The organism is Alteromonas sp. MMG017, from assembly GCF_018100795.1.
Lineage (GTDB): Bacteria > Pseudomonadota > Gammaproteobacteria > Enterobacterales > Alteromonadaceae > Alteromonas.
The window spans coordinates 344,530-358,749 of the sequence record NZ_JAGJDY010000005.1; the positions used below are offsets into that span (position 1 = coordinate 344,530).

Genomic DNA, 14,220 nt, shown 5'->3' on the forward strand with positions numbered 1-14,220 from the left:
TAGCGATCCAATTTGTTCACAGTGGCGTAATTGCTTATGACTAGAAGAGTTAAGAGTTTATGAGTAAGACACCCATTCCACTATTTCCGTTATCTGCCCATTTGCTTCCAGAAGGACGTATGGCGTTACGCATTTTCGAGCCCAGATACACGCGCATGGTTAAGCAGGCATGCGCTGAAAACAAAGGGTTTGTGATGTGTATGCTAAACGCATCTGGCGACAAATCGCGTAACGAGCATATTTATCCGATTGGTACCTACGCCAAGGTTGTTGACTTCGATTTACTCGATGATGGCTTGCTTGGCATAAAGGTTGCTGGATTAGAGTTAGTTGAGGTATCTGATGTAGCAGTTGAATCAGATGGGTTACGTACAGGACATTGTCGTTCTGTCGCGCCTTGGAACTGCGAAATATCACCTCAGCAGTTAGCGCCTATAAATGAGCGTTTGAAAGAGATTTTTGCGAAGTATACGGAGATAGCATCACTTTATGAAGAAACCCGGTTTGACGACCCAATGTGGGTGTTAAGACGGTGGCTTGAGTTGTTACCTGTTGATGGTGGACAAAAGCAGCAGTTTCTAAAAGAGGGTGGTGGTAAGAACTTACTTAACTATCTGTATGCGTTAATTCGGTAAAACGAATTAAAAGATAATTTCTTAAATTCCATTAAACTATTGTAATGTGGAATTGGCGATTTTTTCGAACTTCTTTCATCGTTTGTTTGTAAAATATATTAATCGAATCGGATAAACGGACGAAACCTTATGTTAGTTGGAATTCCTTTAGAACAAAGTAAGAGTACGATTAAACCGAAAGAATGCGCGGTTGAGATGTCAGATTACCTAGTAGAAGTTGCCCAAAAGCGTTGTAAAGTATCTTTCGCGCGGGTTTTTAACTATTTCGCTCCAAGACTTCGCTCATACGCGTTAAAGCAGATGGGTAACGAAGCACTTGCAATGGAGCTAGTACAAGACACCATGTCGAACGTGTGGCAGAAAGCCCATTTGTTTAATGTAGAAAAAGGTTCGCCATCTACGTGGATTTTTACTATTGCTCGAAACATTCGTTTTGATATGCTTCGTAAGCTCCAAAATCGCAAAGAAGATGTGTGTTCTGATGACCTATGGCCAGTATTATGCGAACAAACTGCTGACTTGAACGAAGCACCTCTTGATGAACAAGTCACGTTAGAGCAAATCGGTTATTTGTTCGAATCACTTCCTGTTAAACAGAAAGCAGTGATTGAAGCCATTTATATCGATGGTAAATCTCAGCAAGAAGTCGCTGATGAGTTAGATATCCCGCTAGGTACAGTTAAGTCGAGAACCCGCTTAGCACTTCAAAGATTAAAAGGTATGTTACAGACTAATGATTAGGTTCCACCCAAGTGCTCAACAACTCGTTTCATTTGTTGACGGAAATTTGTCCCCAGCGGTCTCGCTGATGGTTTCTGCACATTGTGATATGTGCAGTACGTGTCAGCGATTTGTGGAACAAGAAACTGAGCGCCTAGCTGGTTCGTTACTAGAAGATAATGGTTTTAAACCAGTTGACCTTAAAGCCGATTACAGCGCAATGATTGCGCAAATTACCCAATCGCCTTCATCTGTTGAAGCCGATACCGGTTCACAACAGAATCAATCGCCCAGAAAGCAGAATATAAGCACAGAAGTCAGTATTGCTGCTAACGATTCTATTGACCTTGATGGTAGAAACTTTGTCCTGCCACGAACACTTCAGCGGTATAAAGAGAAGACCGGAGGTTGGTCTAGCTTGGTAGGTAAACTGTGGCAAGCCCCAGTAGATTTAGGTAGCCAAGGTGTAGCTAACTTTATTTACATGGGCAAAGGTGGAAGTGTTCCTGAACATACTCATCGAGGCACCGAATATACGTTAGTCATTAACGGCGAATTCAGTGACGGGCTCAATAACTACGACTCTGGCGATTTTATTTTTATGGATGGCCAAAATACCCATACTCCACGTTCTGACAATGCTCAAGGCTGCTTGGTTTTCACAATCGTCGATCAACCCTTACATTTTACTTCTGGTATAGCGCGCCTTCTCAATCCATTTAGCCATCTTTTCTTTCGCTAACCTTTTGTAACAGTATCTTTTGTAGTTTTCTTAGTAATAGCTTAAAAATAAATGCAAAAAAAGCGCAGTTCGTTATGAACTGCGCTTTTTTGATCTAGCTATCAGAATTATTAGCTAATAAAGTCACTTTCAGGAAAGTTTAGCTTTAATGTCTTCATTGCGTTTCCACGCAAATCATCCAAGCCTAATTGCTCGTAACTAGATACCATAATTTCAAGCGCTTGCTGAATTTGCGTGCTTTCAGGGAAGTGCTCAATAACATATCTACCACGATTAGCTGCTGCAACATATGCGTGTCTGCGCATGTAGAAGCGAGCAATAGCTATTTCGTATCGTGCTAGTCTGTCTTTAATATGAAGCATGCGCTTGCGAGCGTCTGCAGCATATTTGCTGTCAGGGTATTGCTGCATTAAGCGTCTGAAATCTTCAAAAGCCTGACGAGATTTCGAAGGATCTCGGTCAGTCCTATCAATGTTCATCAAATCTTGAAACAGGTTACTGTCAGACTCCATGTTGGTAAGGCCGCGCATATAGTAGGCATAGTCAACATCTGAGTGGTTTGGATTAAGACGAATAAACCTATCGATAGTGGCCAACGTCTCATCACTTTTACCAGATTTGTAGTAACTGTAGATAAGGTCTAATTGTACTTGGTGCGAAAGCGGACCAAATGGATAGCGAGAGTCTAATGCACCTAATGTCTGGGCTGCAGCACTGAAGTTACCCACTTCCATACTTTGCTTGGCTCTGTTATAAAGCTGTTGCGCACCCATATTAGCCATTACGGCTTTTTCTTCTTCGTCGGAGGAGCTACTACAGCCTGCGACAGATACCATTGCACCTAATAACACTGGTGCCAGTAATCGAATTGATTTCATAATAGTTCTTTTTTCCTGCTAAACAGTATTGATTACTTCGCTGTCTAAGCTCATGTTCTCGTATTCTAACGTACTCGCGATGATAAAAACCATACAAATTCGTAAACAACGCAGTGTACCGATTGAAAGCTTGTTATAATACCCTTTTTACACTTAATAATCGGTGTTATGACACAGTCGGACAACACATTACAATTAGAAGCAACCACAGGGGCTGAGCACTTTAGTCTTCGGTTAGATCAGGTTTTAGCTGATTTGTTCCCTGAATATTCACGTTCTAAGCTAAAAACTTGGATCCAAGGCGGAAATGTGTCCGTTGATGGACAGGTTATCACAGTACCACGCCATAAAATGCAAATGGACGAGGTGGTGACTGTTAGCGCTGAAATAGAAGTGCAGGTCACTAGCCAACCGCAAGATATTGCGCTGGATATTGTTTATGAAGATGAACATATCTTAGTGATTAATAAACCTGCTGACTTAGTGGTTCATCCTGGCGCGGGCAACCCAAGTGGCACCGTACTTAACGCATTACTTAATCATGTTCCTGAAATTGATAAAGTGCCGCGAGCAGGTATAGTGCACCGTTTAGATAAAGATACAACGGGCTTGATGGTAGTAGCGAAAACAATACCTGCACAAACCCACCTTGTAGATCAGCTGCAAACCCGAGTGATGAGCCGCGAGTATGAAGCCGTTGCTATGGGAACCATGGTAGCTGGTGGCGTGGTAGATGAGCCTATTGGCCGTCATGCAACTAAGCGTACACACATGGCTGTGCGTGAAAACGGTAAACCTGCAGTGACTCACTTTCGTGTCATTGAGAAGTTTCGTGCTTATACGCATTTGCGCTTAAAGCTGGAAACGGGCAGGACTCACCAAATTCGTGTGCATATGGCCCACATTAAGCATCCGTTGCTAGGCGATCCTACCTATAGTGGTAGACCACGCTTACCAAAAGGTGCATCTGATGACTTTATCAACACTTTACGAGGTTTCCAGCGCCAAGCTTTACACGCAGCTCAGCTTTCTTTATATCATCCTGAAACGGAAGAGTGGATGACATGGCAAGCGCCACTACCGCAAGATATGCAAGATTTATTAGCGGCGGTACGCTTAGACTCTAAAGAAAACCCTGAAGATATGATCTAATCAGTGCAACCGGAATGTCTGAATCACCAATATTAGCTACTGCGCAGCGGAATTCGGTATGATAACGCCTCAATGGAATAGCCCTAAAAACGTGGTGGCTTACACTACCACCCGTGATGGCAGTGGCTGTAACAATGAAGGCGTGGCCGCCAGTCGTGGGGAGTTTGCCCAGTGTAATGTTGGCGATCACGTAGGTGATGATAAGGACGCTGTGGCATTAAATCGCGCTAGTTTACCCTACGCGAATGCGATTACGTGGTTAAATCAGGTTCACGGAAATCATGTTATAACGTTGCCTTCAGCCCAGACAGAAGGGGATGCAGCTTTTACCACAAGTACTAGGCATTTTTGTGCTGTCATGACAGCCGACTGCGTACCTGTTCTTATTTGTGATAATGCGGGTAAAGAAGTAGCTGCCGTGCATGCCGGATGGAAAGGGCTTGAATCTGCAATTATCAGCCGCACAGTAAGTCACTTTTCAAGCCAAGCTTCAGATTTGATGGCTTGGATTGGGCCGGCTATTTGTCAGCAGTGTTATGAGGTAGACGCCGCGTTAGCACAACGTTTTGCTGACTACCCATCAGCAATATCTCAAGGTGATATACCGTATAAATTTCAATTGGATTTACCCGCCATTGCTGCCCAACAATTAGCATCATTAAATGTTGGTACCGTAATTAATAGTCAGCTTTGCACCTATTGCAATGAAAAACAGTTTTATTCCCACCGAAGAACCACGCATCAAGGCAAGCCATCTACCGGGCGAATGGTAAGTGTAATAGGTTTGCGCTAAATCAAAGGTTTACGAAACTTTATTTGTTTCTCTTGAATCTTATTCAATAAGCTCCCATAACTAATGCATAGGGTATTTTGACATCATTAGGGTTTAGCCATGCGATTAGACAGATTCACCAATAAGTTCCAACTTGCCATTTCGGATGCTCAATCTTTAGCGCTTGGGCGCGATCATCAATATATTGAACCTGTACATTTAATGACGGCTTTGCTGAACCAGCAAGGCGGCTCGGTGCGACCCGTACTCGACCAAGCTAATGTAAATGTGAATGCACTGCGCTCGGCGTTAAGTGAAGCGGTTGACCGTATTGCTAGCGTAGATGGTATCGGCGGTGACGTTCAGCTAAGTAAACAAAGTGGCATTTTGCTTAATCTGTGCGACAAAATCGCTCAGCAGCGTAAAGACGAATACATTACTTCTGAAATTTTCGTACTTGCCGCTATTCAAGATAACGGTCGATTAGGCGAAATTTTAAAGCAGCTTAACATTACCAAAGATAACGTAGAAAACGCTATCGATTCCATGCGAGGCGGGCAAACTGTAAACGATCCTAATGCAGAAGACGTGCGCCAAGCACTAGAAAAATTCACCACCGATTTAACTGAGCGCGCAGAACAAGGCAAGCTAGACCCTGTTATTGGTCGCGACGATGAAATCCGTCGTGCAGTGCAAGTTTTGCAACGTAGAACTAAAAATAACCCCGTGTTAATTGGTGAGCCTGGGGTAGGTAAAACCGCCATTGTTGAAGGCTTAGCCCAGCGTATTATCAACGGTGAAGTGCCAGAAGGCCTTAAGAATAAACGGGTACTTTCCCTTGATATGGGAGCGCTGGTGGCGGGCGCAAAATATCGCGGAGAATTTGAAGAACGCCTTAAAGCCGTACTCAATGAATTGGCTAAAGAAGAAGGGCGAGTAATTTTATTCGTCGACGAACTGCACACCATGGTTGGCGCCGGAAAAGGCGACGGTGCTATGGATGCGGGGAATATGTTAAAACCCGCGCTAGCCCGAGGTGAATTGCACTGTGTGGGCGCCACAACCCTTGATGAATATCGCCAATATATTGAAAAAGACGCAGCCCTTGAACGCCGATTCCAAAAAGTCGTGGTTGATGAACCTAGTGTAGAAGACACTATTGCTATATTACGTGGGTTGAAAGAGCGTTATGAGCTGCATCACTCGGTAGATATTACTGACCCCGCCATTGTTGCGGCGGCCAGTTTATCTCACCGATATATCAGCGATAGGCAACTTCCTGATAAAGCTATTGATTTGATTGATGAAGCAGCTTCGAGCATTCGCATTCAAATTGATTCAAAGCCTGAAGATATGGACAGGTTAGAGCGTCGTATTATTCAATTGAAATTAGAAGAGCAAGCGCTTGCCAAAGAAACCGATGATGCCAGTCATAAACGATTAGAAATGATTGAGTTAGAGCGTGAGCAAGCTGAAACTAAATATAATGACTTTGAAAAAGTATGGCTTGATGAAAAAGAAGCCATGCAAGGTACGCAGACTATTAAGTCGTCGCTAGAGCAAGCGAAACTCGATTTAGAAATTGCGCGAAGAGCATCTGATTTAAATCGGATGTCTGAGTTACAGTACGGCAGAATTCCAGAATTAGAGGCTAAGCTAGAACGGGCATCTGAAAATGAAACCCGAGAAACTAAGCTGGTGAAAAACAAAGTTACCGATGTTGAAATTGCCGATGTATTGTCCCGTTGGACGGGGATCCCAGTGGCCAAAATGCTGGAAGGCGAGCGTGACAAACTACTCAAAATGGAAGACGTATTACACAAACGTGTAGTAGGGCAGGGGGAAGCGGTTGAGGCAGTGTCTAACGCCATCAGGCGTTCTCGAGCAGGCCTTGCCGATCCTAATCGCCCTATCGGCTCTTTCCTATTTCTGGGGCCAACAGGGGTGGGGAAAACTGAGTTATGTAAAGCATTAGCCGGTTTCATGTTCGACACTGAAGATGCCATGGTGCGTATTGATATGTCGGAATTTATGGAACGTCACTCTGTGGCCCGTTTAGTTGGAGCGCCTCCTGGTTATGTAGGGTATGAAGAAGGCGGCTATTTAACTGAAGCGGTGCGCAGAAAGCCTTATTCAGTTATTTTGCTCGACGAAGTAGAAAAAGCACACCCTGATGTTTTTAATATCTTACTACAGGTATTAGACGACGGTCGCTTAACCGATGGGCAAGGTCGCACAGTTGATTTCAAAAACACCGTAGTGATCATGACGTCCAACTTAGGCTCTGACATTATTCAAACGCAACATGAAGAAAGTCAGTACGAAGAAATGAAAGCGTCAGTAATGTCGGTGGTAGGGCAGCATTTCCGCCCTGAATTTATCAACCGAGTTGATGACATTGTGGTATTCCACCCACTTGGCAAAGACGAAATTAAATCAATCGCCAAAATTCAACTGGCAGCACTGCGTGCTAGATTAGTAGAAAAAGGCTACAAGCTTAATTTATCTGGCGCAGCTATGGATAAACTTGCTGATGCTGGCTTCGATCCTGTATACGGTGCACGGCCACTTAAACGGGCGATTCAGGTTCATATAGAAAATCCACTCGCACAAAAGTTACTTTCAGGTGATTTGGTGCCAGATTCTGTTATCAGAATAGATGTAGATAATGAAAAGCTAGTGATTTCAAATCAGTGATTAGTTAGCTATGCCGCGAAAATAAGCGTGTAGATAAAAAAAAGCCACACATCTTGGTAGATAGTGTGGCTTTTTTATATATAAAGTAAAAAAGTTAACGAGCGTAATTAAAGACTATCGAGCAAGCTTTGTGCTTCAGGACGCTTAAAGAAAGGACGTTTCACATTTACCGCAAACGTTAGCTCTTCTTTTGCTTCTTCGATTCTGCCTAACTTCGCCAATGTATAACCAAGGTGATAGCGAATGTTAGGATCGTTTGCATCTCGGGCAAAGGCGTCGCGTAATAGTTTAAGGCTGGTTTCATATTCGCCTCGCAATGCTTTTATATGACCAAAGGTATCAAGTATTTTGGCTGAATTAGGCTGTAGTTCGAAGGCTGTATTAGCGTATGCATGGGCTGTTTCTAATGAATCCTCAACGGCCATAATAGCCAAACGGTTATAAGCCTCAGCAGGATTAAGTGTATTTGGGTTCTCGACTAACTCTTTGTATAGCGCGGTAGACTCTTCAAAATCACGAATGAAAAACAAATATTGCGCTAATAAATTTTTCGCTAATAAATTAGCGTCATTTTCTGCTATCAATTCTCTAGATTTAGATAGAAAGGTGTCTACAAATTCTTCGTTCAACGCGTAATTATAAATGGCAACGAAAGCTTGAGAAAAGCTTGGATTAACATCCAGAGCCTTGAGGTAAGCATCGACTGCTGCCTTGTCTTGGTTCAAATTAGCTTCTAAACGGCCAATCAAATACCAATAAATTGGACTTTGCTCTTTTGCTTTTGGCATGCCATTTAGCAGTGATTTAGCTTTAGTATTGTTTTGTAAGTCGAGCAGTAAGCTAGCGTACCGAAAAGAAATAAAGCTATTCTCTGGCGAAATACTGTATGCCCGCTCCATCGCGTTGAGCGATAGGTCATTGTTGCCTAGCGAGCGTATCAAATCGGAATACGTTACTAAATCTCTTGGGTTGTCGTTAATAAAATTGCGAACAATATTGAGCGTCTTTTCTGCTTCAGCACGCTGCTTTGAGTTTATGAGTAGCGATGCTTTTCGAAGTAAGTACTCTGCGTTATCGAAGTTATCCTTTAACAGTAAATCTAAATGATACAACGCATTTTTCGTATCACCTTGCTGTTGGTACAAGGATGACAGCCTTTCTCTTGAACCCACATTTGATGGGTCTAAGGTAAGTATATCGAGATAAATCTGTTTCGCTGGTTCTACATAGCCCTGTTTAGTCATGTTGAACGCTTTCAACATTAGGGTTTCACTGTGCTGTGGCGATAGGATAAGTAACTCTTCTACCAGCGCGTTTGATTCATCAACATTACCCAAACGACTTTCTGTAGCTGCTAAGTTAAACTTCGCAGGAAAGAGGGTAGGGTTTTGCTCGAGTGCTTTTTCGATATTTTCTTTTGCCGCTTCTAGTTGCCCCTGTCTAATAAGAATACCGGCTTTTAAATTATAAACCTCGGCTTCATCAGGGAATAGCTTGTTTAGCAAGTTAGCCCCTTCAAGAGCTGGTTCAAAACGCTCTGCTTGCAAATTCATTAACGAATAAGTAAATAGGAAACCGGCATTCTGTGTGTATTTTGGCAGGTTCTCTTGAAGAATAGACAAGGCTTGCTCTTGTTTACCTCTAGCCGCCATCAACTTAATTTTGAATAGTTGAAGTTTTCCTTCATCAGGGTATTTTTCTTCTAAGTTTCGAAGCAGTCGTTCAGCTTTAAAAGCCTTTTTTTGACGAATGAAAAGATCACCTAACATAAGTGCAGAGTCGGGGTTTTCCATTAAAGGTTCTTGATAGCGTTCTAGAAGTAGCAGTGCTTGTTTGTCTTGCTGGGTTGCCATATAAACTTGACTGAGCATTAGTACTGCTTGCAAGTCTTCGGGCTCTTTTTGCAGATAAGCGGAAAAATCTTTAGCTGCCGTTTCCATGTTGTTATTGAAAAAGTTAGTTAAACCACTGATATAAAGCAGCATAGGTTGAGATGTAATTAACTCTGGATCGAGCTGCGCCATAAAGTCATTTAGCTCTTTTAGCTTTTTATTATCAATGGCCTCTTTGTTATCTCTACTTTGCAACCAGCTGTTCAACAGGATAGCTAAAGGATCGTTTGGTGTATCTTCAATAATTTCATCAACAAACAATTTTGCCGTATCGTAGTCTTTCGCTTCCAAATACAAATCAACTAAATTACGAAGTGCAATAGGGTCGTTTCGGTTAAACGTAAGCGCTTTTTGTAAATTGGCAGTAGCGGCATCTTTATCGCCTTGGCGGTAAGCTAATTGTCCTTTTAATCTCCATGAAATAGCGTTTTCTGGTTCGATGGAAATAGCGTTCTGTATCAGTTGGTTGGCTTCAACTAACTCTTCGTTTTGCAAAGCAATAGAGGCTAGCCCGTTTATCGCTGGCACAAAATTAGGTGAAGAAGCCATAATCGTATTGTAATCTTTAAGCGCACATTCATTATCTTCTAGTCGAACGCACGCGGTAGCTCTTATCAGTAACCACTCCCGCTGAGCGTCACCAGATAACTTGTCCACATCGGTGAAATCGACGATGCTTTGATACTTGTTCATGAACAACCAGGTATTACCCAGCAACTCAGCCAATAAATTTATATCGGCGCCCATTTCTAGCGCTTCTACAAACTCCAATTCAGCTGCGTTTAAATAACCGTTAATAAGTAAAATTTCACCCATCAACATTTTTGCAGCAAGGTTTTCGGGATCTTTTTGTAAGCTGTTTTTTAGGTGTATATAGGCTTCATCGTAAGCAGTCTCGTTAAAAGCCGAGAGTGCTTTTTCATAATCTTCAGAAGTTGTTGCGAAACTATTGAAAGCAAAAAATGAGGTTGCGATAGCCGAGACAAGTGCTCGCTTGAAAAAACCTTTTTTATTATTAACCAAATCCATAATTACCTTAAAATATTACCCAGCTTCAAGCTTAAAAATAGCATAAAAAAAGGTGGCCTAAGCCACCTTATAAAGATACGTGTTTTCCCTGCGTTTTAAAACAATTAAACGCGACGCTTACGGCGGTAAGCTAAAAGGCCAAGACCTATACTCATCAGCGCAAGTGCACCTGGCTCGCTAACCGGTGTTGGAGCCGGTGGAGGTGTTGTAGATTTTTGAATCGCCAGATCAAGAGAAGAAAGCTTAAAGCCTACTCCGTTATAAGAGCTTGAACTATCATCAAAAACAGTATTATATGCACCGACTAACCAGTATTTTGCAGAATTCGTTAACGTCGTAAATTTAGATTCATACAATTTTGTTGAACTATCTCTACTGCCTATACCAAAGTGACCGAGTGTACCCGCAACAATAGAACTTGAAACACTAGCCCATGTAGACTCTACGCTATCGCTAAACGAATTAATGTCACTTAACCCTGCAACAGTCACCTCTTTGGTTCCGTTATTTCCACTTACCCAAGAAAATGATGATCCCTGAAGAGTCACGTCTTCACTAAAACTCAGTAAAAACATATCGAAATCATCTTTACCATCATCATTGTAATTATCAGCCGAATGACTATCTCCACCCCACGAATAATCGCCATTCAAGATGCCATAACCGACGTTGCTGTAAGAGGTCCAACCTTTGATGTCGCCTTGGTCTAATTTTGTATCTTTAGACGAAGAACTGGTTAAGTTCCCTGTGTCCGACCATGCTGTAATACCAACATAAACATCTGTTCCATCAATGTTGATCAAAGAACCATGTGAGGCAGATGGAGTTAAAGTTTGAGTAATTCCATTTTCAAAAAGAGAATAGGTTGCTTCACTGAGACTATCATCAGCAAGAACGTTTCCGGTCAACAATACTGCTACACTAAACGCAAAACTTGTTAAGCCTTTCATAAATTTAATTACCACTAGTATTTACTACAATGATAGTTAACAAGCATTTACTGTGCCATTTTCTATGCTGCTGATTTTATTGTGTTTTTATAGTGCGTTTATAACGATAGTAAAAAAAACTGACAGGTACAACCACTCATTAGTGATCTAAAGTCTAATAATTTTAAATGCTTTTCTTACGACGCCACATCACAAATAATGAACATGCCATAAGTAATCCAAGCGTACCTGGCTCAGTAACTTCTGTAGGAGCGGGGGGGGCTTGTGTCTCAGTTGTGGAAAAACCTATGTTAGCAAGTTTGAATGCGTCATTACCTACATACCCGCCTATGTTACCGAAAACGGTATTATAAGCCCCAACTAGCCAATACTGAGAGGATTCAGTAAAGGTAAAGTCGGCGCGGTGGTCTAGCGTTTCACAATTCTCTATATCAAAAGATGCTGACGTCAATGCATCTGCAACTATATCGCTCCAAGTATTAACCCCGGAAGTCAGCGTTGAAGTGTTTCCTAATGCTGCGACAGATATTTGACTGTCGTTGCTGTCATATAGCCAAGAGAAACTTGCACCGGTTAAGGTTACAGCTTGGTCGAAAGAAAGAAGTACGAAGTCGTAGTCTCTCTCAACATTGGTTGTCCCGCTTCTGTACGCAGCGTTACTACCCTGATAATTGTAATTCAAGTTATCTATGGCGTGATCAGAGTTACCGCTATAAATTGCTTCGTCGTTGTTGGTAACACCATAGGCCCATTGATTAGATATTTTCTCTAAATCTGCACCTACTACGGTTTCGTTGTAAACACCCTGAGTATCTGAAAAGGCGGCAAGTGATATACTGACACCATCTATGCTGATACTTGAGTCGTTGGCATTTGTACTTTGATAAACCCCGTCTTCTACCAAATCATAAGTATGCTCACCCAACGCAGAATTACAGGATGAGTTTTGATTGCCACTACTATTAGAGCTACCGCTACCGCAATAAGAATAGTTGTGGTTGTTGTGATAGGTAGCTTGCGCATTGCCAGCAACGAAGACTGCTGTGGTTGATGAGAATAAGAGTAGCGATGGTAGTGCTACTTTTTTAAATAAACTGCGCATGGCGGTGTTCCTTATAAACCCTAATTGGGCTTGGGCGCGAATACCTCTTCTTGATGAGCAGAAGTACAACCTTTAAGGCGGCGTAAAAGGTATCGCTAGTTTCAACATGGATTTGTATGATAACTGAACGGTGAGCTAAAAAAGGTATGTGGGCGTATACCTAGTTATTAGATAAGTTTGCGCATGTAAATTTAAACCAAGTTGCACAATGTTGTTTATAGATAACGCATACGTAGAATTTACTTTGCTAGGCGTTAAACAATATCTATGAAATAATTGCTGCATTATATATAGAAGTATGAGGACTTATGTCTGAACAAAAGCGAAAAGGGATTTATCTTCTTCCCAATCTACTGACCACTGCTGGGCTATTTTCAGGCTTCTTTGCAGTAGTGTCTTCAATGACAGGGAGATTCGAAGCAGCAGCCGTAGCTATATTTGTTGCTATGGTTTTTGATGGATTAGATGGTCGAGTTGCGCGTATGACAAATACGCAAAGCGATTTTGGTGCTGAATATGACTCGATGGCCGATATGGTGTCATTTGGTATGGCACCGGCATTAGTGGCATACAACTGGGGCTTAACTGAACTCGGTAAGTTCGGTTGGTTAGCTGCCTTTGTTTATGTGGCAGGTGCCGCTTTACGTTTAGCGAGATTTAATACGCAGGTTGGTATTGCTGATAAACGTTTCTTCCAAGGTTTGGCTAGCCCGGCTGCAGCAGCAGTAGTTGCTGGCTTAGTCTGGGTAGGCGTTGAATATGATGCTGTAGGTACAGACTACGGAATTGTAGTTGCATTAGTCACTGGTTTCGCTGGCCTACTAATGGTAAGTAACTTCAAATACAATTCATTCAAGGAATTGAATTGGCATGGGAAGGTTCCTTTCGTAGGGCTACTTATTGTGCTACTTATATTTGTAGTGGTAGCAACAGAGCCTGCTTTAGTACTCTTTATTGTGTTTTCTCTTTATGCGCTTGCTGGCCCAATTAATACATTTAGAACCGTCGATAAAGTTACCTTGAACGACGTAGTAGGTGAGCAAGAAGAAGATGCAGACTTTGATGCTAATGCTAATAGTGCAACTGATACTGTTGACAGTAGCGAAGAGCAGCAAGACGAAGAGTCGTCTAATAAAGTGTAAAAACACGCCTCTCAGTCAATATTAGTGACGAGTTAGTTGTATTAATATACCAAACGACTAAAAAGCGACCTTCTAGGTCGCTTTTTTTATGAATTATTAAAAAGAGGTTGACCTTGCCTCAGAAATCTCTAAAATGCGCATCCGCTTCGACAGGAAAGTAAAATAACTTACTCTGACAAAGCAAGTCACTACAACCTTAAAGGCAGTACTGGCAAGGTTTTCAAGGAAATACTTTTGAAATAAATTTTCTAAAAGTGTTGACACAAAAACCGAATCGCGTAGAATGCGCGCCTCGCTTCAAGGAGTTAGTAACAACGCCGGAAAAGCAGTTTTCATTAACTCTTAGGAGTTAACAACGGTTCGAAAAGAAATTTACGAAAAACGTTGACACTGAAAACGAACGGCGTATTATACGCCTCCCGCTTCGAGAGAAGCGAAGCAAGAAAGACGCTAGCAACTATATGTAGTCACCGTCCTCCTTGCGCAGAGGTCACGACCAAAAGCGTCGA

11 protein-coding genes are annotated in these 14,220 nt (G+C 42.1%); 7 read left to right on the forward strand and 4 right to left on the reverse strand.

The window, feature by feature from the left end; genetic code table 11:
- Positions 1–59 precede the first annotated feature (59 nt).
- From J8L84_RS10440 to J8L84_RS10450, 3 genes are all read left to right on the forward strand, one after another.
- Entirely contained in the window at positions 60–635 is a 576-nt protein-coding gene (locus tag J8L84_RS10440) for an LON peptidase substrate-binding domain-containing protein (RefSeq protein WP_211070633.1), read from the forward strand.
- A 129-nt stretch (positions 636–764) separates the two neighbouring features.
- On the forward strand, positions 765–1,376 hold the full coding sequence (locus tag J8L84_RS10445; RefSeq protein ID WP_211070634.1) for a sigma-70 family RNA polymerase sigma factor: 612 nt from the start codon (positions 765–767) through the stop codon (positions 1,374–1,376).
- Entirely contained in the window at positions 1,369–2,097 is a 729-nt protein-coding gene (locus J8L84_RS10450) for a ChrR family anti-sigma-E factor (protein ID WP_211070635.1), read from the forward strand. Before J8L84_RS10445 ends, J8L84_RS10450 begins: the two co-directional genes overlap by 8 nt.
- 110 nt (positions 2,098–2,207) lie before the next feature.
- Here J8L84_RS10450 and J8L84_RS10455 read toward each other — a convergent pair whose 3' ends face one another.
- The gene (locus tag J8L84_RS10455) at positions 2,208–2,975 is read right to left on the reverse strand and encodes an outer membrane protein assembly factor BamD (protein WP_013783382.1); all 768 of its coding nucleotides are present in this window, start codon (positions 2,973–2,975) and stop codon (positions 2,208–2,210) included.
- 168 nt (positions 2,976–3,143) lie between these two features.
- On the opposite strand from J8L84_RS10455, the gene rluD reads away from it, so the two are divergent.
- From rluD to clpB, 3 genes are all read left to right on the forward strand, one after another.
- Positions 3,144–4,127, forward strand: a complete 984-nt coding sequence (gene rluD / locus J8L84_RS10460) for a 23S rRNA pseudouridine(1911/1915/1917) synthase RluD (protein ID WP_057790736.1) — start codon at positions 3,144–3,146, stop codon at positions 4,125–4,127.
- Between the two features lie 58 nt (positions 4,128–4,185).
- The gene (gene pgeF / locus J8L84_RS10465; RefSeq protein ID WP_211070636.1) at positions 4,186–4,920 is read left to right on the forward strand and encodes a peptidoglycan editing factor PgeF; all 735 of its coding nucleotides are present in this window, start codon (positions 4,186–4,188) and stop codon (positions 4,918–4,920) included.
- 99 nt (positions 4,921–5,019) lie between these two features.
- A complete protein-coding gene (gene clpB, locus J8L84_RS10470) occupies positions 5,020–7,596 on the forward strand; it encodes an ATP-dependent chaperone ClpB (protein WP_211070637.1) in 2,577 nt (858 codons plus the stop codon).
- 107 nt (positions 7,597–7,703) lie between these two features.
- Here clpB and prsT read toward each other — a convergent pair whose 3' ends face one another.
- From prsT to xdp1 (J8L84_RS10485), 3 genes are all read right to left on the reverse strand, one after another.
- Positions 7,704–10,517: an XrtA/PEP-CTERM system TPR-repeat protein PrsT gene (gene prsT, locus J8L84_RS10475; RefSeq protein ID WP_211070638.1), complete on the reverse strand. Its 2,814-nt coding sequence runs from the start codon at positions 10,515–10,517 to the stop codon at positions 7,704–7,706.
- A 104-nt stretch (positions 10,518–10,621) separates the two neighbouring features.
- The gene (gene xdp1, locus J8L84_RS10480) at positions 10,622–11,467 is read right to left on the reverse strand and encodes an exosortase-dependent surface protein XDP1 (protein WP_211070639.1); all 846 of its coding nucleotides are present in this window, start codon (positions 11,465–11,467) and stop codon (positions 10,622–10,624) included.
- Positions 11,468–11,630: 163 nt separating this feature from the next.
- Complete coding sequence (gene xdp1, locus J8L84_RS10485; RefSeq protein ID WP_211070640.1) at positions 11,631–12,569, reverse strand: exosortase-dependent surface protein XDP1; 939 nt, start codon at positions 12,567–12,569, stop codon at positions 11,631–11,633.
- A gap of 308 nt (positions 12,570–12,877) precedes the next feature.
- On the opposite strand from xdp1 (J8L84_RS10485), the gene pssA reads away from it, so the two are divergent.
- Entirely contained in the window at positions 12,878–13,711 is an 834-nt protein-coding gene (gene pssA, locus J8L84_RS10490) for a CDP-diacylglycerol--serine O-phosphatidyltransferase (RefSeq protein WP_211070641.1), read from the forward strand.
- Positions 13,712–14,220: the final 509 nt, after the last annotated feature.